The sequence below is a fragment of the Pseudarthrobacter sp. MDT3-1 genome, from assembly GCF_054510755.1.
The window spans coordinates 1-24,579 of the sequence record NZ_JBTNDX010000039.1; the positions used below are offsets into that span (position 1 = coordinate 1).

A 24,579-nucleotide genomic window follows, 5' to 3' on the forward strand; every position below is an offset into this window, starting at 1 on the left:
ATGATGTCTTCCTCCGACTTGTAGAGCACTGTGAGATAATTCACCTTGTAAACACCAGTCTGTAGTGGCAGAACCACGACCCGGTGTCCCAATTTGGAACACTGCAACGGCGCTTGCGATTGGGGGTTTGATACCCGGACGGCAATAGTCCGAACCGCCCGGTCCCATCGGAAGGTGAACACTCAGACGTACGAACGAACATTGCAAGGGTTCACAAATGACCGATCCCGTAAGGGAAGCGCGCGAGCAGCTGATTCGCGTAGGACTCACCGGCATCTACCACGCTGACACCGTGCCGGATCTCATCGTGCGTAGCTGGCGCAGATCATTAAGTAGCTCGGTGGAAGCTTCTGCACCTCCGCAGCGCTTCCGGGACGTGGATACGGACACGTTGCTTGGCAGGGCGGCCGTGCCTGTTTTAGACCGTTGGCAGCACCAGTTGGCAGACACTGGAACCACACTCTTCTTGAGCGATCGCGGCGGCAGCATCGTGGATAGGCGGACGAGCGACGGCAGTGAGCGACGGCGCCTGGACAACATGCACGCAGCAGAGGGCTTCGACTACTCCGAGGACGCCATCGGCACCAACGCCTTGGGAACCTCCATGGTCGAGAAACGGCCGGTGTTCGTCAAGGGCAGCCAGCACTATAGTGATGCGCTGGCCACAAATGCCTGCGCGGCGGCGCCCATATATACGCCAGCAGGCCTAGTTGTGGGTTCTATCGCTTTAGGCGGACCCATGGAGGATGCCAATCCAATCATGCTCTCGCTCACGCGGGAGATCAGCCAACAGATCGAGGAGAGGCTTCGCACCTCTTCCAGACCCCAAGACCTTGCACTTGCGATGTCTTTCATGCGCTTTTCCAGTTCCCAGCGTCCCACGGTCGTTCTGGACCACGAATCCATTCTCGCCAACACGCCCGGATTGCCGTACGTAAACGTCGCTTCGCACGTGATGCTGTGGGAAGTGCTCAACACCCACAACTGGTCTTCTGCGCCCATGCTTCGTCGCCAACTTGAGGGGACAACGATTGAGATTACGGCCCGCAGGGTCACCGATGGCCCACGCGGTCATTTCGTGGTGCACTTTTCCGAGCCGGATGCGCTGCCTCACGGCGGGCGCCATGAAACGGGCGTACTGGGCCGCGGTGAAAATTCTCTTGTGGCACCGCCAAGGACAAAGGCGTTCGGGGTTGCTGTCGCTGTCGTCGAGGGGCCGCCTGGTTCCGGGAGACTGACGGCGGCCGCGGACCTGCGTGCAAGCTGGGGCAGTACTGGAACGCCGGAAATGTTTGTGATCGCATCCGAGTCCCGAGTTCCGTGGAATCAGGTGCAAGATCTATTGGAGCGCGGCTTGGACGTCATCGTGCGCCGCGTCGAGGAGATCAGCACGGACGAATTTCTTGCATTTACCACTGTGTTGAAGGCAGCCGGGAAGAGACTCGGCTCTGACGGCCGGTCGGGACGCCTGTTCGTTACTGTTTCGCGTGAACATGCCTCTCCGGATGTTCAAGTTCTCATGGACAGCATCGGCGCAACGGCACGAACGTTGCCCCTGAGTCAGGCCCCTGAACGAATTCCGGGTTTGGTGACGCGAATACTCAATGAGGTGGATCTGGATTCACGGCACACCATGTCTCCGGCCGCGCTACAGTCACTGGTCCAATGGAACTGGCCCGGTAACATTGCCGAGTTGGCGGAGACTCTTTCCCAGCTCGTGCGTACGGTAAACGCTTCCGTGATTGAGAGACGGCATCTGCCTAAGCACCTACAGCAGGCTCCTCCGCGGCGTCACTTGTCACTCCTCGAATCCGCTGAGCGGGATGCCATCATCAGGGCGTTAGACGCTGCTGGCGGGAACAAATCTGAGGCCGCGGAATTGCTGGGGATGGGAAGGACCACACTTTACCGCCGCCTCCGGCAGCTTGGACTCGAGTCGGGGGAGGCGACCCTGTAAACCGACGTCACTCGTATGGGGGCTGAATGCGGAACGCTTCATCGAGATTCATGACTTCATGGAGAACGGCCTTCACAGCCGGATTCGTGTCATTCCGGCGCCAAGCCGCCCTGAGATCTACATCGGCCGTCGTATCGTCCAGCGGAATAAAGACGATGTGGGGATCGGTTGCGTTGACTGCTACTGAGGCCAATGTTAGGTGGCATCCGACTTCAGCGCTGACGAGGGCCAATGCCGTCTGCGTGTCGGGTGCCACCTGAACGATACTAGGAACGAATCCGTTGTCCCGCGCGAGACGTCGGAGCCGGTCGGGAAGCACAGCCCCCTCATAAGAAGGGAGCGAAACAAAGCCCTCCGCCGCCAGCTGGACGATCGCCAATCGACGGGCTCCCGCCAGTCGGTGGGTGTCGGGGAGAGCGATGACCAGTGAATCCCGCGACACCACCTTGGAAGCGACTTCTGCCGGGATCACGTCCCAGCGTCCGAAGGCGATGTCCGTGTCACCCTGCACAAGCTTGGTCATTGCGGGCTGCGCGAAATTCTGGCTGGAAAGGTCCAACTGAATCCCTGGGCGTTGGGACCTCACCAACCGGGCAAGCCGCGCAACGAGTTGGTGCGTTGAGACACCGGCGAAAGCTATGCGAACAAGGCCCGACTCGCCGCCATCAGCCGAACGGACCGCATCCTCCGCGCGACGCAGGGCTTCAAGGACTTCGGTGGCAGGCCCTATCAACGCCCGACCGCTGGACGTCAGTTTCACGGATCGAGTTGTCCGGTCGAGGAGGCGGGAACCCAGCTCAGTTTCAAGTTGCTTGATGGTCCTGCTGAGCGGCGGTTGGGCAACGTGCAGGCGTTCCGCTGCGCGGCCGAAATGCAGTTCGTCCGCGACAGCAAGAAAGGCAACAAGTTGGTTGATTTCCACTGCATCTCCTCCGCACATTATTGACGCAAGCGTATCACTGGGGTCCTTGTTTCGGAGAAAGGGGTAACAATCGACTTGGCTATTCGGGCGACTGCGTCCAGTCGAAGAAGCCCTTGCCGGTCTTCCGGCCCAGTTCGCCGCGGGCCACTTTGTCGCGCAGTATCTGCGGGGGTGCGAACCGCTCACCCAGCGTCTCGTGCAGGTACGTGGCGATGCCTAGGCGCACGTCCAGGCCCACGATGTCCGTGGTGCGCAGCGGCCCTGTGGGGTGTTTGTAGCCGAGGACCATTGCGTTGTCGATGTCCTCAGCGGAGGCGACGCCTTCCTCGACCATCCGCATCGCTTCGAGGGCGATCGCCACGCCCAGCCGGGAGGACGCGAAGCCCGGGGCGTCATTGACCACGACGGCGGTCTTGCCCAGTCCGTGGACCCAGCTTCGGGCCTGCTCAACGAGTTCGGGGCGGGTCTGCTTGCCGATGACCACCTCTATCAGGGTGGAGGCGGGGACCGGGTTGAAGAAGTGCAGTCCGAGGAAGTCCTGGGGCCGTGCCAATTCCTCGGCCAGCCCGGACACGGACAGTGAGGAGGTGTTCGAGGCCAGCACCGTGCCCGGCGTGAGCTGCTCCTCGACCCGGCGGAGCGCTGTGACCTTCAAATCCCAGTCCTCCGGGACGGCTTCCACCACCAGTTCGCGGTCCGCGAAGGCCGCGTAGTCCACGGAAACGGAGAGGCGGGAGACCATCTCGTCGAGATTGCCACCCGGATTGCGCTCGATGGATTTCGCGGCGGAGGACTTGACCCGCTCCCGGCCTGCCTGGGCGGAGGCTTCGTCGCGTTCCACAACCACCACGTCGGCCCCAATGATGAGGAACGCGTGGGCGATGCCGGCACCCATTCGGCCGCCGCCGAGGACGCCTACGCGCGCCGGGAATCCGGCCGGCACTATTGGGTTGTTCATTACTTCTTCTTCCTGTCGAGGAACGCCTGCATACGGTTGAACTTGGCCTGGGACTCAAAAAGCATGCCCTGGGCCAGGGTGTCGATGACGGGATGGGCTTCCCGCGGAGCGTGGAATACGGCTTTGGTGATGCGTACTGCGAGCGGATCCTGCGCCGCGATGGCGTCCGCCAGCGCGTGGGCTGCGTCAAGCAGCGTCTCCGGGTCCACGAGCTCGCTGATCAGCCCGATCGTGAGGCAGTCTTCGCCTGTGAGGACTTTGCCGGCCAGCAGGATCTGCTTGGCCATTGGCTCGCCGACGAGTTCCTTCAGCCGCCAGGTGGCACCGGCCGCGGCCAGGATGCCCAGGTTGGTCTCGGGATTGCCCATCCGCAGGGCCGGGGTGCCGATGCGGAAGTCGGCCGCATAGGCCAGTTCCGCGCCGCCGCCGAGCGCAAAGCCGTCCAGCGCGGCGATGACGGGCATGGGCAGTTTCGCGATCCGGTCGAAGATGCCGGAGTTGATTCCCGCCAGCGCGTCGTCACGGCGCCGCTCGCGCAGCTGGCCAATATCGGCGCCGGATGCGAAGACGGCTTTGGCTCCGGTTTCGGGGTTGGCGGGTGTGCCGGAGAGGATCAGGATCTTCGGTGCGCGCTCGAGGTGCGCGCACACGGCGTGCAGCTCGTTCGCCATTGCCTGGTCGATGGCGTTCTTGACTGCGGGCCGGTGCAGCCGGACCGCCAAACGGTCCTCGCGCTCCTCAACCAGCAGCGTGACGAATCCCGAGGTATCAAGGCGCGTTCCGGCGTCGTTCATTACTTCTGTCACTACACGCCTTCCAGCAGCAGGGCGGTGCCTTGGCCGACGCCGACGCACATGGTGGCGAGGCCGAGCTTGCGGCCCTGTGTGGCTTCGCGTTCGAGGCGTCCGAGCAGGGTGATGACCAGGCGGGAGCCGGAGGAGCCGAGCGGGTGGCCGAGGGCGATCGCGCCGCCGTCGTTGTTAACGGTGTCGGGTTCGAGCTTCAGTTCGCGCATGCAGGCCAGAGCCTGGGAGGCGAAGGCCTCGTTAAGTTCGACGGCGGCCAGATCGGCTACCGCGATTCCGGCGCGGGCCAGGACTTTGCGGGTGGCCGGGACGGGGCCGATGCCCATGATTTCCTGTGCCACGCCGGCGGACGCGCCGTCGAGGATGCGGGCGCGGGGGGTGAGGCCGTACCTCTTAACCGCGGCCTCGGAGGCGATGATGATGGCGGAGGAGCCGTCGTTGAGCGTCGAGGAGTTCCCGGCGGTGACCACGCTGCCGCCCTTGACTACCGGGCGCAGGGCGCCGAGGACGTCCGTGGTGGTTCCGGGGCGGGGGCCTTCGTCGGTGTCCACGATGGTTTGTGTGCCTTTGCGGCCTTTGACCGGGACGGGCACGATCTCATCCGCGAACCGGCCGGCCATGATGGCTGCCAGGGCGCGTTCGTGGGAGCGGACGGCGAAGGCGTCGCAGTCTTCACGCGAGATGTTGTAGGCGCGGGCCACTTCCTCGGCGGTCTCCGGCATGGAGAACGCGGCCTTGCCGTCGCGGGAGAGTTCCCCGGACAGGAAGGCGGGGTTGGGGAAGCGCCAGCCGATGGAGGTGTCAACGACGGCTCCGGGTTTGGCGAAGGCTTTGTCCGGCTTTTCCATGACCCAGGGGGCACGGCTCATCGACTCCACGCCGCCTGCGACGACGATGTCCGCGGCGCCGGCCTTGACCATGTGCGAGGCCATGATGATGGCGGACAGGCCGGAGGCGCACAGGCGGTTGACGGTGATGCCGGGGACGGTGTCGGGGAACCCGGCGAGCAGCCACGCCATTCGGGCGACGTTGCGGTTCTCCTCGCCGGCACCGTTGGCGTTACCGAGGATCACCTCGTCCACCACGGCCGGGTCAATGCCGGCGCGTTCGACGGCGGCGCGCACCGTGAGTGCCGCTAGATCGTCTGGACGCACGGAAGAGAGCGAACCGCCATAGCGGCCCACGGGCGTGCGGGCGCCGCCAATTAGAAAGGCCTCAGCCATGTTTTGCATTCCTTTGTTCGTGTCGCTGGCGTTCTGCCGCGGTCATTTGTCGCGATCCGCGATGGCGGACCGGGAAGCTTAGTTGAAGGCGGAGATACCGGTGATGTCGCGGCCCACGATGAGAGCCTGCATGGAGTCGGTGCCCTCATAGGTGGAGACGACTTCCATGTCGGTCATGTGGCGGATGACGTGATTCTCCAGCAGCAGGCCGTTGCCGCCGAGCAGCTCACGTGCCTCGTTGCAGATCCATTTTCCCTTTTGGGCGGTTGCCATTTTGACCATCGACGCCTGTGCGACGGTGAGCTGGCCCCGGTCCGCGAGTTCGGCCATGCGGTTGCACAGCAGCTGCATGGTGGTGAGTTCGCTGAGCATGTTCGCCAACCGTGACTGCACCAGCTGGTACGACGCGATCGGTTTGCCGAACTGGATGCGGGTCTGCGCATAATCGGAAGCAATTTCGAAGGCAGCCATGGCATGGCCGACCGCCTCCCAAGCTGCGCCGCCCCGGGTTGCCTGAAGTACGCGGGACACGTCACGAAACGAGTGGCATCCCTCAAGCCTGTTGGCCGCGGGCAGGCGCATTTCCTCGATGACGATGTCGGCCTGGAGGATGGCACGTTTGCCCACCTTGCCGGTGATCACGGTGGGGGAGTAGCCCGCCGGGTACCGGCCGTCGTCGTCCTTTTCGATGACGAACGCGTTGACGTTCCCGTCCTCGGTGTTGCGGGCGAACAGGACAATGACGTCCGCGACGTGCCCGTTGCCGATCCACCGTTTGTGGCCGCTCAAAACCCACTGGTCCCCGTCGCGGCGGGCGCTGGTCTCCAGGGCGACGGAGTCCGAGCCGTGGTCCGGTTCGGTCAGGGCGAAGGCTCCTGTTTTTTCAATCCGGGCCAGGGCTGGGAGCCAGCGTTCTTTTTGCTCGTCGCTGCCGAGAATGTTCAGGGCCCCCATACAGAGATTCGAGTGGATGCCGAGGAAGGTGTTGAGGCTGCCGTCGGCGCGGGCCATCTCGCGGGCCACCATGCCGGCGGCCTTACGGCTCATACCCGGGCATCCATAGCCCTGGATGATGGTGCCGATGATTCCCAGCTCGGCTAGCGGCGGCAGCAGTTCGGTGGGGAACTCGGCCTTCTCCCAGTATTCGTTGATGACCGGCAGGACACGCTGCTCGGCGAACGCACGGACCTTGTCCCGGATGACGATCTCCTCGGGGGTGAGGTCGTCATCCAACAGGAAGTAATCGGAGAGCGTTGTGCGCTGATCAACTGTGGTTGTCATGATTGAACTTTCTGTTCTTAAGCTTGCTGGAACTGTGGTGATGCTGCGGCGGGGACTGCTGCTCCTGGGGACGCTGAGCGTAGCCACGCGAGAATGGGCTCTCGGTGGGCATTGTGATCCGGCGGGGCCATGTCGTAGCTGACCGGAGTTTCGGAGAAGGTGATGGGGTTGCGGATCCCCGGCAGAGCAGAGTCGCCGGTACCTACTGTGACGACGGGCTCCAGGCCGATCCGTTCGGCGAATTCAAGGCCCTGGCGGACGTCGTTGATCGGCGCGCAGGGGATCTGAGCCTCTGTGAGGACCTCGAACCATTCGGCGGAACTTCGGCTGCGGAGGGCCTTCAGCAGCAGTGGCCTGAGAGCCTTGCGGTTGAGGCTGCGCTGGGGAGCCGTGGCGAAGCGGTCATCGCCGGTCAGGGCCGGCGTGCCGAGCGCCTGGCAGAGCCGGCGGAACTGGGGGTCGTTGCCGATGGCGATCACAATGTCGCCCTCGCCCGTGGCCAGCGGCTCATAGGGGTAGATGCTGGGGTGTTCGTTCCCGAGCCGGGTGGGCACACTGCCGCTGAGGAGGTATCCAGCGGTCTGGTTGACCATGCCGGACAGGGCGGAGGACATCAGGTTGACTTCGATCCGCTGGCCTTTTCCGCTGCGCTGGCGTTCCTGGAGGGCGGCCAGGATGCCGATGGCCGCGTGCAGGCCGGTCATCACGTCAAACACGGCCACGCCGGACCTGTATGCGGGAGTCTCGGGCGAGCCGGTCACGCTCATGAGTCCGGACATAGCCTGGACCAGGAGGTCATAGCCGGGGAGGGACGCGCCGCCTGCCGTCCCGAATCCGGTGATGGATGCGTAGATAACGCCGGGGTTTGTTGCCGCGACAGTGTCATAGTCCAGGTCAAACCTGTTCAGGCCGTTGGGCTTGAAGTTCTCCACCACCACGTCCGCCTGACCGGCGATCTCCTGGGCAATGCGCCGGTCCTCGGGGTCCTGGAGATCGAGGGCGATGGAGCCTTTGTTCCGGTTAATCGAGAGGTAGTAGGTGGACTGGCCGTCCCGGACGGGAGGCTTCCATGCCCGCGTTTCGTCGCCGTCGGGGCTTTCGATCTTCACCACCGTGGCGCCCATGTCAGCCAGCAGCATGGTGCAGTACGGGCCAGCAAGCACGCGGCCGAAGTCGGCCACGAGGAGCCCGGCAAGGGGTCCGCTGCCGGTGCGGCCGAATATGTCAGAGCCGAGCGGCGCGTCTGGTGCCGCGGACTCTGCAGCCCGATGCCTTGCACTGGGGGGGCTTGTTTCAATCGTCACGATGCTCCTCGAAGTCTTCGTCGCAGGATCTATGCCTTGGGGATCCGGACGAGCTTTTTATTGGCGAATTCGTTGATCCCGTACTGGGCGAGTTCACGGCCGACGCCTGAACGCTTGACGCCGCCAAAGGGCAGGTCGGGGGCGCTGCGGCTGATGCTGTTGATCCACACCATGCCGGTTTCCAACTGGTCGGCGAGCTGCTGGGCGTAGTCGACGTCGGCGGTGTAGATGGAGCTGGACAGGCCGTAGGGGGAGTCGTTGGCCAGGTCGATGGCAGCCTCGGGGGAATCCACACGGAAGACCACTGCTGCCGGGCCGAAGATCTCTTCCGAGTAGGCGCGCATCTGGGGTGTCACGCCGGTCAGCACCGTGGCAGGGTAGTAGGCGCCCCGTCCGTCTGGGCCGGCACCGCCCGTGAAAGCGGTTGCCCCCTTGGTGACGGCGTCCTGGACCAGCTCGTCAATTTCTTTGACGGCGGACTGGGAGGACAGGGGACCGAAGGTCGTTTTTGCATCCGTGGGGTCACCGGGCGTGATCCTGGACATTGCATCGGTGTAGCGCTTCAGGAATTCGTCGTAGATGTCGCCGACGATGATAAAACGTTTGGACGCTGTGCAGGCCTGGCCGCCGTTGTACATGCGGCCGGAAACGGCGCCGGCCACGGCCTTGTCCAGGTTGGCGTCCGGCAGCACGATGAACGGGTCTGAACCGCCCAGCTCCAGCACGTACTTCTTCAGGTGGCGTCCGGCGACCTCGGCGACGGCGGATCCGGCCTTCTCCGATCCCGTCAGGGAGACGCCCTGCACCCGCGGGTCCGCGATCATTGTGGCGATCTGGCCGCTGGTGGCAAACGCGTTGATGTAGACGTCGGCCGGCAGCCCGGCATCCCGGAAGACCGATTCGATGGCCAGCGCCGACTGCGGGCAATTGCGGGAGTGCTTCAGGATGACGGTGTTGCCGAGCGCGATGTTGGGCGCGGCGAACCGGGCCACTTGGTAGTACGGGAAGTTCCACGGCATGATGCCAATGAGGGGTCCGATGGGTTCGGTGCGGACCACAGCCCTGCCGGTCCCCTTGACGTCCAGGGGCTCCTCGCGGAGGAAGCGCTCGGCATTGTCCGCGTAGTAGTCATAGATGGAGGCGACGAGGGCAACCTCGCCCTTGGCCTCCGCCGTCGGCTTTCCTACTTCAAGGGTCAGCACGGCGGCCAGCTCGTCGGAGCGTTCGCGGTGCAGCTCGGCAACCCGGCTGAGGATGGCAGCTCGTTCGGCGAGCGGGACGGCGCGCCATTCACGATATTGCGTGAATGAGCGCTTCAGCACGTCCTGTACGTCCTCGTCGCTGAGGGACGCGAACTCGGCAACGCGTTCTCCGGTTGCCGGGTTGGTGGTTGCGTAATTGCTCATCGTCCTGAACTCTTTCTGAAGGCAGTGTGTGTTAGTGACTACGATCCCAGCTGTCGGCTATACAGTCCAATACTTATTAGGGCGCTTATTGATGACAATTTCGTAATAGTCATCAAGGGGAGTGCACGCTGCAATGACAAGATCTTTGCAGCGATCTGAATAAATCCTCCGTGAAATAGGTATTGGACGGCAGGTGGCTTGGATGCCACTCTGATTCGACGGGCGTCGTCTGCCCAAAAGTCCCCTTGCAATAAGGAGTCACCTCGCCAGCCGGGCTGCAGGGGGAGCCGGCCTGATCATGGTGGAGGCCACGGCTGTCCGGTTCGATGGGCGGATTACGCAGTGGGACCTCGGGCTGTGGAACGCTGAACAAGAGAAAGCCTTCGGCCGAATAGCCAGGGGCATTCGCGAACATCGTGCGGTCGCTGCCATCCAGCTCGCACCTGCCGCCCTCAGAGCGGCCAACAGGATTTTGGCCGCCCGCCTAAATGGCCTCCGGCGAGCGCTTTTCCCCAGTTTTTCCAGGGTTTTTCTAACGCCGATAGTTGTCTTCGTACGTCAGATGCCCAGGGATTGCCGAATCCAGGTGATTTCGGCACGGCTGGCGGCCTGGCCGATGGTGAGCATGCCTTTGCGGTAGACGTCCTGTATTTCTGCCCGGCGCAGCGGGCGGCCGTTGTCGTAGAAGAAGCTGGCTGGGGCCTCGAGGAACTGGAGGCGGCGCCGGAGTACGTCGTGCTGGTCGTTGATGTCGGGAAGCTGGGACAGGAAGGCGAGAACGACCATAAACTTGCCGAGGTCGGTCACGTCGCCGGCTGATGCACTCCGCAGTCGCTGGTGGAGTTCTTTCCTGCCCTCTGGTGTGAGTTCTAGCGTGTGGCGCTGCGCGGCGCGTCCCTTCTCGACATGCTGGACGATGGCGCCGGCTTTGATCAGGCGTTGGATGGCCGGGTACAGGCTCCCGTCACTGATTTCACGGGCGAAGCCGTACAGTTCGTTCATTTTCCGGCGCAGTTCATATCCGTGGAGCGGGCCCTCTGCGAGGAAGCCCAAAATCATCAATTCCAGCACGAACGCCATGCTACATGACATGAATATGTCGAAACGAGGCATTAGCTCGTCGTTACCTCGTTTCGAGGTATATGCTGGGGTCTTGCATCCTCCGTCGAAGGACCTCCCATGCCCTCATTGCTTGTCCTCGGTTCTGGCAGGCCGGGTCTTTCCCGCGGCCGCCTCGCCATAGCTGTGGTCTCGACCGTGGTGGAGTGGTGCGACTTCACCCTGTTCCTCTTCCTGAGTTCAGTGCTGTCCCGGGTCTTTTTGGTGACAGCCCGACGGGCGTCCTGATGACACTGGCGACGTTTGCTGTCTCGTATCTGCTGCGGCCTGTGGGCGGGCTGGTGTTTGGGTACGTGGGTGACCGGTGGGGGAGGCGCCCGGTTCTTCTGGCGTCGATGGCGTTGATGTTCCTGGCCACGGCCGGGATGGCTGCTTTGCCCACATTTGCCCAGGTGGGTGAACCGGCGGCCTTGTGGCTTCTTGCCCTTCGTTGCGTTATGGCGTGCTCTGTTGGCGGCGAATACACCGGGGTTATGACCTACCTCCTGGAAAGCAGCACGGCAAGGAACTTCGGACTGGTTACCTCATTGGCTGCGGCGGCCAGCGAAATCGGTGCGTTGCTGGCGGCCGGCATTTCGGCCCTGACGGTTCTGTCGCTTTCCGCTTCCCAGGTCGAGGAGTGGGGGTGGCGGATCCCCTTCGTTGTGGGCGGCGTTCTCGCTGCGGTGATCCTGGCTCTCCGGTCGACCCTCCCCGAAACGCCGTTGTTCCTGCAAAGCCGGCTGGCAGCACAGCGGGAGCCAATAGTACGTATTTTGCGGCGTCAGTGGCGTGCGGTAGTTCGTACGTTCTTCATTTCGGGACTGTGCTCGGCTGCCTATTATGTGGGGTTCATCTATCTGCCCACGTACCTGATTTCGGTCCAGGAATGGAGCGAATCCTCGGCCATGGGTCTGGCAACGCTTGCGGCCAGCGTCGTCGTCCTTGCTTCTCCTGTGGCAGGTTGGCTGTCCGACCGGTATGGGCGGCGTGCCACTCTGTTGGTCCTTGCGGCTGCGGCGATTGTGCTCCCGGTCCCGATGTTCGCTGCGGCCGGCCAACCGAACGTGGAAGTAGCGGTCGCGGCGGTGGTGGTGCTTGCGTGTCTTGCGGGCAGCCTCAGTGCCGTGGGGGCGTCGGCGATTCCTGAACAGTTCGATGTCAGGGGGCGCCTGACCGCCTTGGCGATCGGCGGGACTGTTGCCACCACGATCTTCGGCGGCATCGCTCCCTACGCCGTGCAGACGCTTACTGAATCGACCAAATGGCCCCTTGTGCCCGGACTCTTGATAACGGCCGTTGCGCTCGCAGCCATCCCGGCCATCCGGCGCGGTCCCGAGACTGCTGCGCGCCAAACAGAACCATCCATGGCTAACCCAGTGAAGCTGGATATTTCACATGACACCGATTCACAAGGAGTGAAGGACCATGCCTGACCTGATGCGCGCCGTCGTCCTCGACGGACCCGGGGGCCCGGACGCCCTGAAAATACGGGAGGTGCCCCGGCCAGTTGCCAGGCCCGGTTGGGTCCTAGTGAAGGTCCATGCTTTCGGTCTGAACCGTTCCGAACTGCATTTCCGGCGTGGTCTGGGATCCTTTGGCTCCTTTCCCCGCATCCCCGGCATCGAAGCCACGGGCGTGGTGGTGGAGGCACCCGGCGGAGAGTTTGACGCGGGGAGCCAGGTGGCCGCCCTGATGGGCGGCATGGGCAGAACGTTCGACGGCGGGTACGCCGAGTACGTCACGGTGCCAGCGTCGAATGTCGTCCCGTTCACAAGCCATCTTGACTGGGCCATCCTGGGTGCAGTTCCGGAAATGCTGCAAACCGCCAATGGATCGCTGACCGTCGGCGTCAACGCCGCCCGCGGCAGCAGCCTCCTGATCCGAGGCGGCACCTCATCGATCGGCATGGCGCTGGTCGTCCTGGCCAAACGCCGCGGCATCACCGTCCTCGCCACCACCCGGAACTCCACAAAGGCGCAGGCACTGCTCGACGCCGGAGCAGACCATGCCATCATCGACACCGGAAGCATCGCCAAAGTGGTCCGGGAGATCTTTCCCGATGGTGTGGGCGGCGCTGTTGAGCTCGTTGGAACGCCGACCTTGCACGACACACTTCGGGCCACCGCGGTGCACGGGGCGGTGTGTTTTACAGGCATGCTGTCGGACGAGTGGACGGTGCCGGACTTCTACCCCATTGATTACATCCCCAACGGTGTGCGGCTCACCGCCTATTCAGGCGGTGCCCAAGACCTCCCCGGAGCCGTCCTCCAGGAATTCCTCGACGCGGTGGCAATAGGGGAGGTGCGTGTTCCGATCGGGAAGGTCTATCCCTTTGAGGACATTGTCCAGGCGCACCAGGACATGGAGGACGGCTCGGTGACCGGCAAGCTCGTGGTCACGCTCGGCGGACAATCCGACGTTCCCTAGGGACATTCCGAGGAAAGGAACTCATGATGAACGATCTGAAGCCGAACAGCACGGCGGTGCGTGCACTGGAAAACCTGCCCGCCGGGGCCTCGCTGAACTCCGTCACAGCCGAGAGCGTCAGTGTTGCAGGCCGTCAGGCACTTCGCATCGAACTGACCGACGCCGCCGCCTCAGGCGTCCCTGGCATCGACTACATAGACCAGCCCACATTCGTCCTGATACCCGCGGATTTCGAAAATGGCACCGTCGAAGTCGATGTGCTGAGCCGGCTCAGTGCGAATGCGCCCGACTTTGCGCGGGCATTCGCTGGCCTTGCCTACCGGATAACGGACAGCCTGGACAGCTTTGAGGCTGTCTATATCCGGCCTCTCAATGGGGCTAAGGTTGACCCGCCGGGGCCTCGGATAGACCGTGCGGTGCAGTATTTCGCGTACCCGGAATGGAAGTATGAACGCCTCCGCGAGGAGTACCCGGACGGCCGCTACGAGTCCGGGGCCGACATCGGCCCGGACGAATGGATCCGTCTGCGCATTGAAGTGCAGGACAGGAGTCTGCGGGTCATGATCGACGGGACGAAGATTCTGGATCTCACTGAAACCAAGGCACAGCCGGCCAGTGGCAGCGTCGGGCTTTTCGTTGACATCGGAACCGTTGCCTTCTTCTCCAACCTGTCCGTCGCGACAACGTGATCAGCGGGAGAAGCTCTCCTACTTTGACCCATAAACATCGATAGCGCCGTTCATCTTCGATATTGGACGCCGAATTAGAGGTGATCAGCCCCGGCGGGGGGTCGCCCCAGACCAGGTGGGAGCCGAGGACGGCGTTCCGGCCGGTCTGGCGCAGCTTGGTGTCCTTGCGGTCCACATGGGAGATCCGGTCCATGACGTCCCAGATGAACGAGACCGGGTCGATACCCTGCCACATCGGAATGCCTGCGCGCCCGCCTCAACGCATTCCCAGAACGGAAACTCGAACTCTCCACGGAGAGCAAACCTCAGACACCAACTGGCCCTCGCTTTGGGACATTGGCCGCGACGGAAGTCAGCGGACCCTAAGGAAGCGTCACTGGGCAATCACCGTCCGGCGCGCAAGCAATGTACAACTGACCTCCGGAGCCTGAGGCGCCAGCGCTCTGGTGAGCGGACACCCTCGACGTAACGTGTTCAAGTTCTGTACATAGCGCGGATCCCGGGGGTTTCTACGCAAGAATCCAATAACTCGGGCTAGAACCTGGGAACAGGTCAGGAATACGCCCGCAGCCCTACGAAGCACGTGGAACGAAATGGCGTTGCCCCATACACAGAATTCTCTGTACCCTCTCCTGCATTTCTAGCCCGAACCCACTCTATTCAAAGGAGCATAGAAAATGCATCATCCGTATCTGGCTACATGGAGAAAAATCGCTGTCGCGGTTTTGGCTGCCGGTCTAATTACCACTACTGCCGCTTGCGGCACTAACGGCAATCCTTCTCCGGGCGCCAACGTCGGCACCCAAGCTGCCGGCACTGGAAGCATAGATGGCGGTGGCGCTCTTTTGAAGGTTTTCATGCCTTCGACCTCGAACGTGTATCTGGCGGCTGCCTCCCAGTCAATCAAGGACGAAGCAAAGTCCCTCAATTACACCGTCAACATTGTGGAGAATAACTGGGACCAAACTGAGCAAGATCAGCAGGTCCAGGAGTGGCTCGCCACCGGTGAGCGTGCGGCCGCAGTCTTGATGTGGCCGGCCGGCGCCGCGGCCGCAACGAACTCAATTCGCCTGCTTTCTGCGCAGGCACCGGTCATCCAGTTCAACAACCTGGTCACCCCCGAGGCGTCCAAATACGTGAAAGCATACGCGGGGGTCTCGGACACGGGCATCGGCAAGGAAGCCGCACTAAACGCTCTTGCCGCCGTCGAGAAGCTCAAGGCTGAAGGGGCCAAATTTCACGGGCCCGATGGCAAGCCTAACGTGGTAGAGATCCGGTTCACTGCCGGGTACGCCGCTGGTGACGACCGAGAGAAAGCCTTCGCGGAAGCAACGCCCGGCGCGTTCAATGTGCTCGCCGTCGAACCCACCCCGACCGTTGACGCTCAGGGCGGATTCAAAGCAGCCAGCCAGGTCATTCCGCGCTTCCTTGGACAGGGCATCGACATCGTGTATGCACACAGCAATGACGTAGCCAATGGTGTCGTGCAGGCGCTGGAGCAAAACGGGCTGAAGCCGGGAAAGGACGTCATCCTGATCACCGGAACCTCTTCCGGCGACATGACGAACTTGCGCAGCGGCAAGATCTGGTCGGCTACCCTGCAGTCTCCCGTGATCGAGGGCGCACTCGTCGTTCGGACCGCTGCCCAGTACATCGCCACAGGTCAGGTGCAGCCCGGCGAAGTCACCATTGAATCCTCGTCGAACAAGCCCGAGCTCAAGGTCGAGGCCCCGCATACGGCCACGTACATGATGAACCCCCAGGTGACAGCCGAAAACAACGCCTCCTTCGACATCTGGGGCCTCTCGTTCGACAAATTGATGGGCAAATAGGACCTCACAACTGGAGTCCGTTTCCAACCGCGGAGCCTCGGATACCTCCCTCAAACGGAGCTATCCGAGGCTCCGCACCTATCCGGTGGGCGCATTTATGCACCACCCATGTAAACCGAGGAGAAACCAATGACTGGAAGCACTCCCCTCCGCCTTAAGGCGAGCGGCATCTTCAAGTCTTACGGAGCAGTGAACGCCCTGTCGGACGTGCACTTCGAGCTCCGAGCCGGCGAGGTCATGGCCCTGTTGGGCGAGAACGGCGCAGGCAAGAGCACGATCGTCAAGGTCATCTCAGGCCTCGTCTCACCCGACAAGGGCTCCATCGAGATCGACGGAGTACCAGCAAACATCTCCAGCGTCTCGCTGTCACAAGCCGCCGGAATCGCCGTCGTCCAGCAGGAGTTCAGCACGGTCGGAACGATGACGGTGGCACAGAACCTCGTGCTCGGTCAGCTAGCCGCGCCCTGGTGGTGGAGCCCCCGCAAGCTGAATGACAACGCCGTGGCGGTTCTTGAGCGCGTCGGGCTGGCAGGCATGAACCCGTCTACTCCGGTTGAGGAACTCTCAGTTGCTGAGATGCAACTTCTTGAGATTGCGCGCGTGCTTGCCAGGGATGCCAAGGTCATCATCTTCGACGAGCCGACCGCCGCCCTCTCGGATGCGGAGATCGTCCGAGTGCTTGGTGCCGTCAAACGTCTCGCGTCGGAGGGGCGGAGCGTTGTTTATGTCACCCACAGGCTGGGTGAAGTTTTCGAGATTGCTGACCGCGTTACCGTTTTCCGTAACGGCATGAGCGAGGCCCCTCTCGAGGTGAAAGAGCTCGACGTCGAGACGATTGTCGCCAAGATGATCGGCCGGGAACTGGGCCACCTCTATCCCGGAAAGGCCGCCGCAGTGGGTGAAGTCGTGATGGAGGCACGTGGACTCCGGATTCCCGAGCTCCGATCGGAGATCAATTTGACTCTCCGAAGGGGAGAGATCCTGGGGCTAACGGGGCAGCTTGGCTCTGGAACATCTGAGCTGATGGAGGCATTTGCCGGCGTCGGCGAAATTGTGTCCGGTGAAATAATCGTCGACGGCCAGGCACTCAACACTCGCGGGCGGCAGAACGGCATCTCCGCGGGCGTCGCGTACTGCTCCGCTGATCGCAAGAAGGACGGGATCTTTGCAAGAGTTCCGATCCGCCGGAACCTATCGTCGCCCTGGCTGCACCGGTTGTCCGCAGTAGGGTTTGTAAGCGCACGGGCGGAGGTCGACGAGACGAATCGCTATGCAGGTCATTTCGCTATCGACCTCAAGCGCATGAACTCGAACGTTGGAACGCTTTCCGGTGGGAACCAGCAGAAGGTGGCCCTCGGCAAATGGCTGGGAATCAACCCGCGGGTCCTCCTCGTTGAGGAGCCTACCCGCGGCGTGGATATCGGCGCGCGCGCCGACATCTACGCGCAGCTTCGACGACTCAGCGACTCCGGGGTAGGCGTAATAGTCAGCTCCTCGGACACCAACGAGGTTCTGGGTCTCTCTGACACAATCGCCACCTATTTCCGCGGCGAACAAACATCAATCCGCCCAGCCGAAGAGTGGACCGAATCCGCCCTCGTTCGCGAAGTAATGCATCGTGAGGAAGTGAATCATGACTAGTACAGCAGCAACCATTGCCGCCAATTTCACAGCGCCATCACACCGGGGCAGCTTGGTGCGCTTCATCAACAACTACACGCTCCCGCTTCTTCTGGTGGCAGTGTTTGTTGTGTCGGCACTCAGCACGCCCGACTTCGCAACGTTTGCGAACGTCCGAGCCATTCTCATCAACACCTCAATCGTCGGGATCATCGCTGTCTCGATGACCGCTATCACGATTTCCGGCAACTTCTTCTCGTTAGGCATTGCATCGTCCACGGTGCTCGCCGGGATCATCTTCCTCGCAGTTTCAGGATTGACCGGATCGGCGCTCGCGGGGCTCGGCGCCGCCGTCCTGCTCTCGGTCGCACTCGGGGTCATGCAGGGCCTCATCGTTGGAGCGGGTCTCAACCCCGTTATCACCACCCTCGCCGTGGGTTCGGTTATCTATGGTCTGGTGGCCATCACCACCAAAGGTGCGGTGGTCACTGCGGGCAGCGTTGACGTGGCGTGGCTGGCAACCTGGACCTTCCTGGAAATCCCGCTGCCTGTCTACATTTTCGTGCTCTTCACGGCCGTTGCCTGGTTCCTCACCGAACACACACTTATCGGCCGCAACATCCACTTGCTCGGCGCCAACCGCGCCACAGCGAGGAACAGCGGCATCTCTGCCCAAGCGACTACCATCTGGGCTTTCATCTCGTTTGGGGTGGGGCTCGGAGTCGCCGGAGCACTGAATGCCTCACAACTGCATCAGATGCAGGCGAATGACCTTGCCGGACTCACCATGGACGTCATTGCGGCGGTTCTGGTTGGGGGCACGGCAGTATCCGGCGGTGAAGGATCACCCACCCGGTCTGCGCTCGGTGCGCTGCTCATTGTGGCCCTGGGAAACATCATGCTCCTGCATGGTCTCGACGCCGGCTGGCGCGTGTTCCTTGTCGGCGGCATCGTCGTCGTACTCGTCGTAGTTCTTCACGTTCTTAGAAAGGTCAGTACTCGATGAATGCAGCCAAGGAGTTCGCCTTCAAGTACGCGCTCCAAATCCTCGTCCTCATCCTGGTTATCGGCATCATGGCGGTGGTCTCGCCCAGCTTCCGTGGCGAGGCTGCGCTCTTCTCGTCGCTTGAACGGCTCATCCCGCTGGGTGTCATCGCGGCCGGGCTGGCGGTCACAATGATCGCGGGGGAGTTCGACCTCTCAGTTGCGTCGATGGCCGCGTTTGCAGGGGCTATTGCGGTACAGCTCGGTGGCCTTGGCCTGATCGCGAGCATTCTCATCGCTACAGTCGTGGGTGTACTGCTCGGCTCGCTCCAAGGTTGGGTGATTGCTCGGCTGGGAATCAGTTCGCTTGTATTCACGGTCGGAACGCTGATCCTGCTCCGCGGCGCAACCTGGCTGGCGACCGGCGGCGTCCCGGTCACCCTCACCGACTACAACCTGAGCGACGCACTCATGGTCCGGATCTGGGTCTTCACGCCCCTGTCCCTGACAACCATCGCGGTGCTCGCCGTTCTTGGCATCTTCCTGTCGCGGACGCGATGGGGCCGTGAGATATCTTCGATCGGCGGAGCCCGGCAGGAGGCTGTCGCATCGGGGGTCAAGCTCAAATCGCGTTTGGTGCTCGCGTTTGCCATTTCGGGCGGCTGCGGCGCCTTGGCAGGCGCGCTGTCGTCCTTCCGCGGCGGGTCTGCAACGCCGGATGGACTGGCCAACATGCTGCTTCTAGCGCTGGCCGCAGTCCTCATTGGCGGAGTCAGCCTCACCGGTGGGCGCGGAGGCATGATAAACGTCGCGTTCGGTATCGTGATCACTGCAGTCCTCGCCGCGGGGATGTCGTCGATCGGTGTCAAGGCCTTCGTTACCGAGCTCTTCACGGGTGTCCTGTTGCTGGTGGTGATCCTTTTGGAGTTCGCCATCGCTAAAGTGGTTGCCCACAACGCCTCTGTGAGGCGGCGCCAGCCTCACCTAGCCGTCACCTGAGAGAGAACCTTCTCACCCAAAAAGGGACAGCATGGTTCCCGGGGCGCTCCTGTCTTGCCAGCGGAGCGCCCCGGGAAATCCACCGGCGTGGTCGACGGAGTACCTGGTCCCAGAGAAATCTGGAAGATCGGGAGCCTTCCTTGGAAGGCACGGCGATAGATGCGTGAAGCGTCAAAACCGTGGTCTGCGTGGGGGAGTGTTTGCGACCCCGGCCCGGGTATGCCCTGTGACGGGTCAAGCGGCACCACCGCCTGTGTTGGCCTAAACGACGCCAGGCAAGATGTCCGAGGGGGAACGGCGTGAGCGCTTCGGGGGCGGGGCACCAGTGGTCGCTACAACAACTGTGCGCATTGGGAGTTGCAATTTCGGCAGAGATGAAAGGACCCGGGAAGTCCCGGGCGCCCCGTCGGTTTCTCGGCAACGGCGTGCGCTGATCTCCGCCCAGTCTCTTCGAGTCGGAACGGATTAAGATAGCGGACCTGATACCTGCCCGCCGCCCGTATCCAGTGCAATTGCCGCGGAGCTCGGGAGGAGTCCGTGGACTGCGAGCAGAGAGATCCGCTGCAAGGTTCAAAAAGCCTTTTGGCAACGACCGTCCACGCCGTGCCAAGCGGCAGAAAAGGGCCGTCGGTGAATCGGGGAGAGTCGCCCGCGACCTGGAGCTGCGGGGTTTCCTGCAGGCACCCAGAACAAAGCCGGCGCCCCGCCAAATTAGCAAAACGACACGCTCCGCTGTTCCGGACAACCGGACGTGCGCCTCGCGCCTGAACCGTCTATCGGGCCCTAAACGGGCGCGGAAGCCTGGATGCAGCGGTGGTTCCTCCCATCTGTCGCGGCCTGGTGCCGGCCATGTCGTGGAAAGGAGCTTTGGACGCGGCGCTCCCCGGACATTGTCAGGATCCGTGACTGCCTCGCGGGAGTAATCGGCGGCTGAGTACCAAAGCCGTGGTACGCCAATTTTCAGTCAAGCAGCTTGAGCGCTGATGCCTCGAGCTGGTTCCGTAGACGGTTTGGGCGCAGAGCAGTTCCATCGGAAGTGGACGCGGTGCCGAGTCCAAAACACCTTGCCAGGGGTCGTCGCTGAAATCCAGGAAGGCCGCGCTTAGTTCCGGGGCGCTGAGTATCGTGGAAGGCTTGGCTGGACTACTCATCCACGCTAGAAAGCAAACGTCTCGTGAGTCCGGACTGCGCTTCGTCGAGGTTGCTGAGAATGGTCGCCGAACCCATAAACCATGAGCCTTCCGCGGAGGCACATGAGCTCACCGAAGGTGCTCTGCCCTAGAACGGGACAGCGCCGATCGAGAAGTTCGATTTCCTCGTTCGGCGCTGGCCCCTTCGAAGCATCCAAGCATGTTGGTGACGTTAGACGAGTACCATACCGCCATCGATCATGATGGTCTGGCCAGTCATATAGTCGGAGTCCGAAGATGCGAGGTAGAGGGCCGTTCCAACCACGTCCTCCGCAACGCCTTTGCGGCCGATCAGGTTCGCTCCGGAAAAGGACTCGAATGCTTCGCCAGGACGGGATGTATCTCCCATGTCCATGAGGTCCAGGTCGAGCTTCTTCCATAGCGGGGTGTCCACAACGCCGGGCGCAAAGGCATTGGACGTGATTTTGTGCTTCGCCAATGCATGGGCAGCCGACTGGTTCAAAGCGGTCACCGCGAACTTGCTAGCGCAGTAAGATGCGAAATTCGGGTAACCTTGCCGGCCTGCGATGGACGATGTGACTATGAGCTTGCCACCCTTGCCCTGTTTGATCATCTGCTTAGCAGCCTCTTGCTGGCAGATAAGAGTTCCCAGGCCGTTCACGTCCAGGGTGCTTCGGAAGTTCTCTTCGGTGGTCTCCAGGAAGTGTGTCGGCTTTATTATGCCCGCAATGGCAAACATGCAGTCGAGTTGACCGAAGGAATCGACACTGGTCTGGACTGCCATGGCGACGTCGGCTCGGTCGACGACATTACCCGAAGCGGCAACGGCGCTACCGCCCGCAAGGGTGATTTCGTCCTTCACAGCGTTGGCCGCTGCAAGGTTTAGATCGAAGAGAGTTATGTTCGCCCCTTCTTTTGCAAGCGCGATGGCGATGACCCGGCCCATACCGCTCCCTGCACCTGTGATAAGGATGCTGCGTCCCTCTACACGTCCTGACATGTTGTCTCCTTCAGCTCTAGTGGGAGCATTTGATCAAGAGGCGCAGAGATCGACCGGGCCTCTCCGTGGAGCTGCCCCGTGCTGCGGCCAGAGGCGAAGCCTTCGAGCCTTATTCAACACTTCTGGTCAACTCCGTGCCGTCCGTCTCCCGGGATCGTTCCGTAACTGCCCACAAGCTCGTCGTTGAGCTGCAGGGATGTCCCGCGGTTGCGGCACATCCTCATCCTGCCTGTGGATTACCCGCAATTGATTGGAGTGTCCAAATTCTGCACAGTTCTGTCCGGCGCACGAAGATTTCCTCATGGGCGCCGGACAACTGCAGGCATTCCTAACAGTTGCCCAGGAACTTCATTTTCGGGCGGGCCGCCGAACGGCTCCCCACCGCCCGTCCGCCCCGCCGCCGGACGATAAAACAACTTGCGGCCGAACTTGGGACTCGCCTGCTGGACCGCAATACCCGTTCCGCGCTGACACTTCCACTGGACAGGCGTTGAATGCCCCTGTTACCGAGTTGCTCGTGCCTTTGCGCGGAGCCGAAGTCGCGGTCCGATCGCCGACGACGACGCGTGGACTCGTGCGGAATGCTTCGCCGGCGTTTCTACTGACCAACTAGTGGCCCAGCTTGCCAGGCTTGCTGGCGAGGCCTCATTTCGCTAACCCTGTCCGAAGGCGCAGTCATGCCTGAGTGGCCTCGAGGGCTGGCCTATGCCAACGGCCTTGTTGCCGCCATCGTAGGGCGGCCCCGGACGCGCAGATGGCGTTGGCAATGGTCAGCGCCGAAGTTGGATGCCATCTGACACTGGCGTCTGTCGCGCGTAAGGCGAAGGATCCACATGTGGTGTTCGTCCCTCCTAATGACTCCACCGCCGATATCCACCTGACGGCAGGGTGGCGTCGGGACGACACAAGTCCGGCCCTACAGGCCGTAGTGGACGAAGTCATCAGCCTCGATGGCCCGACGCGGGCCGTGACATCGGCGAAGCGCGGCCTTGAAAATCAGATCGACCCTTCGCCCGTATCAAGGCCAAGTTGGCGCAGCCGCCGATACAGGGTCGTCCTCCCCATACCCAGCAGCGCTGCGGCCTCGGATTTGTTGCCTCCGGCTGCGTCGAACGCCCTGATGATGGCCCCGCGCTCTGCCGTCTCCATCATGCTCATGTGGCGTCGTGGCGGTGACTGCTGTAGATGCTTCGGCAAGTGTCGTCGTTCGATGACTGATACTTTTGCCTCACGTACGAGGCCTGCCACGGTGTCAGCGAGTTCGCTGATATTGCCGGGCCAGTTCCACTGGACCATCGACTGCAGAGCAGCCGGCGAAATGGTGTGACGCGCTTCCGGATCAACGACGTTCAGGAGGACCTTCACCAGACCGGGAATCCTTTCCGGGCGCTGAGCCAAGCACTCAGTATGCTCCGCTGGTCCGGCGGCATCGATAAACGCCTGGGCAATCGCCGCAGCTCGGTCGCGCCAGGAGGTCAGCAACAGGCTGCTGGCACGTTGCCCAGCTGCACGCGCCTTCCGTTGCCGCTCCACGACGCCGGCGAGACTGGGGATCTCGTTCTCGGCTAGCTCCTCCACGCGCCGGATCAGGACGTCCGTGCCGCCGGCTAAGAGGCCCTCCACGGTCGTCCACGGCGGAGCCGCCGCTGCGGATACGACAAACACTTCAAGACGTGCCACACGTTCTCGCGTGGTGCGCAGCCGTCCGGCTACAGTCGCCCGTCCAGAACCACGCGGTCCGTCAACGACGACAACTGCTGGGGCGGTGTTATCCCGCCCTAGCGTGGTAATGGTCGTCTTAGAGGGCACCGCCACTCCAGAATCGTGGTCTGGAGTTTCGCCAAAATTGGAAAAATGAACCACGAAGTGTTCGCGCGGCCCATCCACGACCCTCCTTGCCGTGATCTCAATGAAAGTCTCCTCCAAATGACGGCGAAGCGTGCTGTTGGAGGACCAGTTGTGGGAGTTGATCAGTTCCCAGAGCATGACGTGTGATGCGACGTTGACGTACGGCAGTCCCGGCGTGTTGGCAAGGATGGACTCTTTGTCCATCACCACTGTGGGTCGCTGTGAGCTGGTGAAGCGCATGAAAGACATCGCCAGCGCAAGGTCTTGGGGCCTGGAGGAGGCCCGCAACCTCTCCTCGATCTGTTGGCTGATCTCCCGAGTGAGCGACAGCATGATTGGGCTTGCAGCCTCGACAGGCCCTCCAAGTGAGACTGAGCCCACGACCAAGCCTGCCGGCGTATAGACCGGGGCGGCCGCACACGCCAAAGCGGCCAATGCGTCATTGTAGTGCTGGCTACCCTTAACGAATATGGGACGCTTTTCCACCATGGAAGTCCCGAGTCCATTGGTGCCGATGGCGTCCTCGGAGTAGTCGAAGCCCTCTGCTGCGTGCACGCTGTCGAGTCGGCGTCGCTCACTGTTGTCACTGGTTCGCCGGGCCACGATGCTGCCGCCGCGATCGCTCAGGAAGAGCGTTGTGCCGGTGTCTGCCAGTTGGTGCTGCCACCGGTCGAGGACGGGCACTGCAGCCCGACACAGCAGTGAGTCTGTGTCGACGTCCTGATACCGCTGAGACGTGACGGAGCTTTTTACTGCGCTGCTGATCGATCGGCGCCAGCTTCGGACAATCACATCCGGGACGGCGTCGCTGGACCCGTACTTTCCACTTAGGCCAACGCGAATCAACTGCTCGCGAGCTTCGCGCACCGGGTCGGACATACTGCCCCTTTGCCATGTCGTATGCCGTCCGAAGGCCGTCGGGTTTATTGCCGAATGAGTATGAATCGCGACTTTTCGGGTGGATCGGAAGTGTTCCAAATTGGGACACCGGGTCGTGGTTCTGCCACTACAGACTGGTGTTTACAAGGTGAATTATCTCACAGTGCTCTACAAGTCGGAGGAAGACATCAT

Annotated in this window: 21 protein-coding genes and 1 pseudogene; 11 read left to right on the plus strand and 11 right to left on the minus strand. The window is 62.2% G+C overall.

Annotated features, from left to right (window positions below; genetic code table 11):
• Nucleotides 1-217: 217 nt before the first annotated feature.
• Nucleotides 218-1,957, plus strand: coding sequence for a helix-turn-helix domain-containing protein (locus ACX80X_RS19555; protein WP_459313110.1), 1,740 nt, complete (start codon nucleotides 218-220; stop codon nucleotides 1,955-1,957).
• Nucleotides 1,958-1,964: 7 nt separating this feature from the next.
• On the opposite strand, the gene ACX80X_RS19560 is transcribed toward ACX80X_RS19555, so the two are convergent.
• From ACX80X_RS19560 to ACX80X_RS19590, 7 genes are all read right to left on the minus strand, one after another.
• Complete coding sequence (locus ACX80X_RS19560) at nucleotides 1,965-2,879, minus strand: LysR family transcriptional regulator (RefSeq protein ID WP_104063832.1); 915 nt, start codon at nucleotides 2,877-2,879, stop codon at nucleotides 1,965-1,967.
• Nucleotides 2,880-2,958: 79 nt separating this feature from the next.
• Complete coding sequence (locus tag ACX80X_RS19565; RefSeq protein WP_459310195.1) at nucleotides 2,959-3,837, minus strand: 3-hydroxyacyl-CoA dehydrogenase family protein; 879 nt, start codon at nucleotides 3,835-3,837, stop codon at nucleotides 2,959-2,961.
• Nucleotides 3,837-4,631, minus strand: coding sequence for an enoyl-CoA hydratase/isomerase family protein (locus tag ACX80X_RS19570; RefSeq protein WP_459313115.1), 795 nt, complete (start codon nucleotides 4,629-4,631; stop codon nucleotides 3,837-3,839). Before ACX80X_RS19570 ends, ACX80X_RS19565 begins: the two co-directional genes overlap by 1 nt.
• A gap of 11 nt (nucleotides 4,632-4,642) precedes the next feature.
• Nucleotides 4,643-5,866, minus strand: coding sequence for a thiolase family protein (locus ACX80X_RS19575; RefSeq protein ID WP_252603328.1), 1,224 nt, complete (start codon nucleotides 5,864-5,866; stop codon nucleotides 4,643-4,645).
• 78 nt (nucleotides 5,867-5,944) lie between these two features.
• Nucleotides 5,945-7,147: an acyl-CoA dehydrogenase family protein gene (locus ACX80X_RS19580; protein ID WP_252603325.1), complete on the minus strand. Its 1,203-nt coding sequence runs from the start codon at nucleotides 7,145-7,147 to the stop codon at nucleotides 5,945-5,947.
• Between the two features lie 17 nt (nucleotides 7,148-7,164).
• Complete coding sequence (locus ACX80X_RS19585; protein WP_252603323.1) at nucleotides 7,165-8,451, minus strand: CaiB/BaiF CoA transferase family protein; 1,287 nt, start codon at nucleotides 8,449-8,451, stop codon at nucleotides 7,165-7,167.
• A gap of 29 nt (nucleotides 8,452-8,480) precedes the next feature.
• Entirely contained in the window at nucleotides 8,481-9,857 is a 1,377-nt protein-coding gene (locus ACX80X_RS19590; protein ID WP_252603321.1) for an NAD-dependent succinate-semialdehyde dehydrogenase, read from the minus strand.
• Between the two features lie 250 nt (nucleotides 9,858-10,107).
• On the opposite strand from ACX80X_RS19590, the gene ACX80X_RS19595 reads away from it, so the two are divergent.
• Nucleotides 10,108-10,497, plus strand: a complete 390-nt coding sequence (locus tag ACX80X_RS19595; protein WP_459313117.1) for an oxidoreductase — start codon at nucleotides 10,108-10,110, stop codon at nucleotides 10,495-10,497.
• Here the strand turns inward: ACX80X_RS19595 and ACX80X_RS19600 are convergent.
• Entirely contained in the window at nucleotides 10,416-10,928 is a 513-nt protein-coding gene (locus tag ACX80X_RS19600; protein WP_252603317.1) for a PadR family transcriptional regulator, read from the minus strand. The genes ACX80X_RS19595 and ACX80X_RS19600 overlap by 82 nt on opposite strands.
• A gap of 108 nt (nucleotides 10,929-11,036) precedes the next feature.
• Here ACX80X_RS19600 and ACX80X_RS19605 point away from each other — a divergent pair, with 108 nt between their 5' ends.
• The 4 genes from ACX80X_RS19605 to ACX80X_RS19620 are packed head-to-tail and all read left to right on the plus strand — an operon-like array spanning nucleotide 11,037 to nucleotide 14,074.
• Nucleotides 11,037-11,204, plus strand: coding sequence for a hypothetical protein (locus ACX80X_RS19605; RefSeq protein WP_252603315.1), 168 nt, complete (start codon nucleotides 11,037-11,039; stop codon nucleotides 11,202-11,204).
• The gene (locus ACX80X_RS19610) at nucleotides 11,204-12,391 is read left to right on the plus strand and encodes an MFS transporter (protein ID WP_252603312.1); all 1,188 of its coding nucleotides are present in this window, start codon (nucleotides 11,204-11,206) and stop codon (nucleotides 12,389-12,391) included. The genes ACX80X_RS19605 and ACX80X_RS19610 overlap by 1 nt, the downstream gene beginning before the upstream one ends.
• Nucleotides 12,384-13,385, plus strand: a complete 1,002-nt coding sequence (locus ACX80X_RS19615; RefSeq protein ID WP_252603309.1) for a zinc-binding alcohol dehydrogenase family protein — start codon at nucleotides 12,384-12,386, stop codon at nucleotides 13,383-13,385. Before ACX80X_RS19610 ends, ACX80X_RS19615 begins: the two co-directional genes overlap by 8 nt.
• A 23-nt stretch (nucleotides 13,386-13,408) precedes the next feature.
• Nucleotides 13,409-14,074: a family 16 glycoside hydrolase gene (locus ACX80X_RS19620; protein WP_252603306.1), complete on the plus strand. Its 666-nt coding sequence runs from the start codon at nucleotides 13,409-13,411 to the stop codon at nucleotides 14,072-14,074.
• Nucleotides 14,075-14,105: 31 nt separating this feature from the next.
• Here the strand turns inward: ACX80X_RS19620 and ACX80X_RS19625 are convergent.
• Nucleotides 14,106-14,309, minus strand: a pseudogene (locus ACX80X_RS19625) (sugar phosphate isomerase/epimerase); the annotation flags it as partial.
• Between the two features lie 442 nt (nucleotides 14,310-14,751).
• On the opposite strand from ACX80X_RS19625, the gene ACX80X_RS19630 reads away from it, so the two are divergent.
• From ACX80X_RS19630 to ACX80X_RS19645, 4 genes are all read left to right on the plus strand, one after another.
• Nucleotides 14,752-15,906, plus strand: coding sequence for a sugar ABC transporter substrate-binding protein (locus ACX80X_RS19630; protein ID WP_459310205.1), 1,155 nt, complete (start codon nucleotides 14,752-14,754; stop codon nucleotides 15,904-15,906).
• A gap of 129 nt (nucleotides 15,907-16,035) precedes the next feature.
• A complete protein-coding gene (locus ACX80X_RS19635; protein WP_459310206.1) occupies nucleotides 16,036-17,547 on the plus strand; it encodes a sugar ABC transporter ATP-binding protein in 1,512 nt (503 codons plus the stop codon).
• On the plus strand, nucleotides 17,540-18,532 hold the full coding sequence (locus tag ACX80X_RS19640) for an ABC transporter permease (protein ID WP_459310207.1): 993 nt from the start codon (nucleotides 17,540-17,542) through the stop codon (nucleotides 18,530-18,532). The genes ACX80X_RS19635 and ACX80X_RS19640 overlap by 8 nt, the downstream gene beginning before the upstream one ends.
• Entirely contained in the window at nucleotides 18,529-19,509 is a 981-nt protein-coding gene (locus ACX80X_RS19645) for an ABC transporter permease (protein ID WP_459310208.1), read from the plus strand. Before ACX80X_RS19640 ends, ACX80X_RS19645 begins: the two co-directional genes overlap by 4 nt.
• A 1,362-nt stretch (nucleotides 19,510-20,871) precedes the next feature.
• On the opposite strand, the gene ACX80X_RS19650 is transcribed toward ACX80X_RS19645, so the two are convergent.
• Entirely contained in the window at nucleotides 20,872-21,660 is a 789-nt protein-coding gene (locus ACX80X_RS19650; protein WP_104063819.1) for an SDR family oxidoreductase, read from the minus strand.
• A 335-nt stretch (nucleotides 21,661-21,995) separates the two neighbouring features.
• Here ACX80X_RS19650 and ACX80X_RS19655 point away from each other — a divergent pair, with 335 nt between their 5' ends.
• Entirely contained in the window at nucleotides 21,996-22,154 is a 159-nt protein-coding gene (locus ACX80X_RS19655; RefSeq protein WP_459310209.1) for a LysR family transcriptional regulator, read from the plus strand.
• Between the two features lie 502 nt (nucleotides 22,155-22,656).
• On the opposite strand, the gene ACX80X_RS19660 is transcribed toward ACX80X_RS19655, so the two are convergent.
• The gene (locus tag ACX80X_RS19660; protein WP_459310210.1) at nucleotides 22,657-24,387 is read right to left on the minus strand and encodes a helix-turn-helix domain-containing protein; all 1,731 of its coding nucleotides are present in this window, start codon (nucleotides 24,385-24,387) and stop codon (nucleotides 22,657-22,659) included.
• Nucleotides 24,388-24,579: the final 192 nt, after the last annotated feature.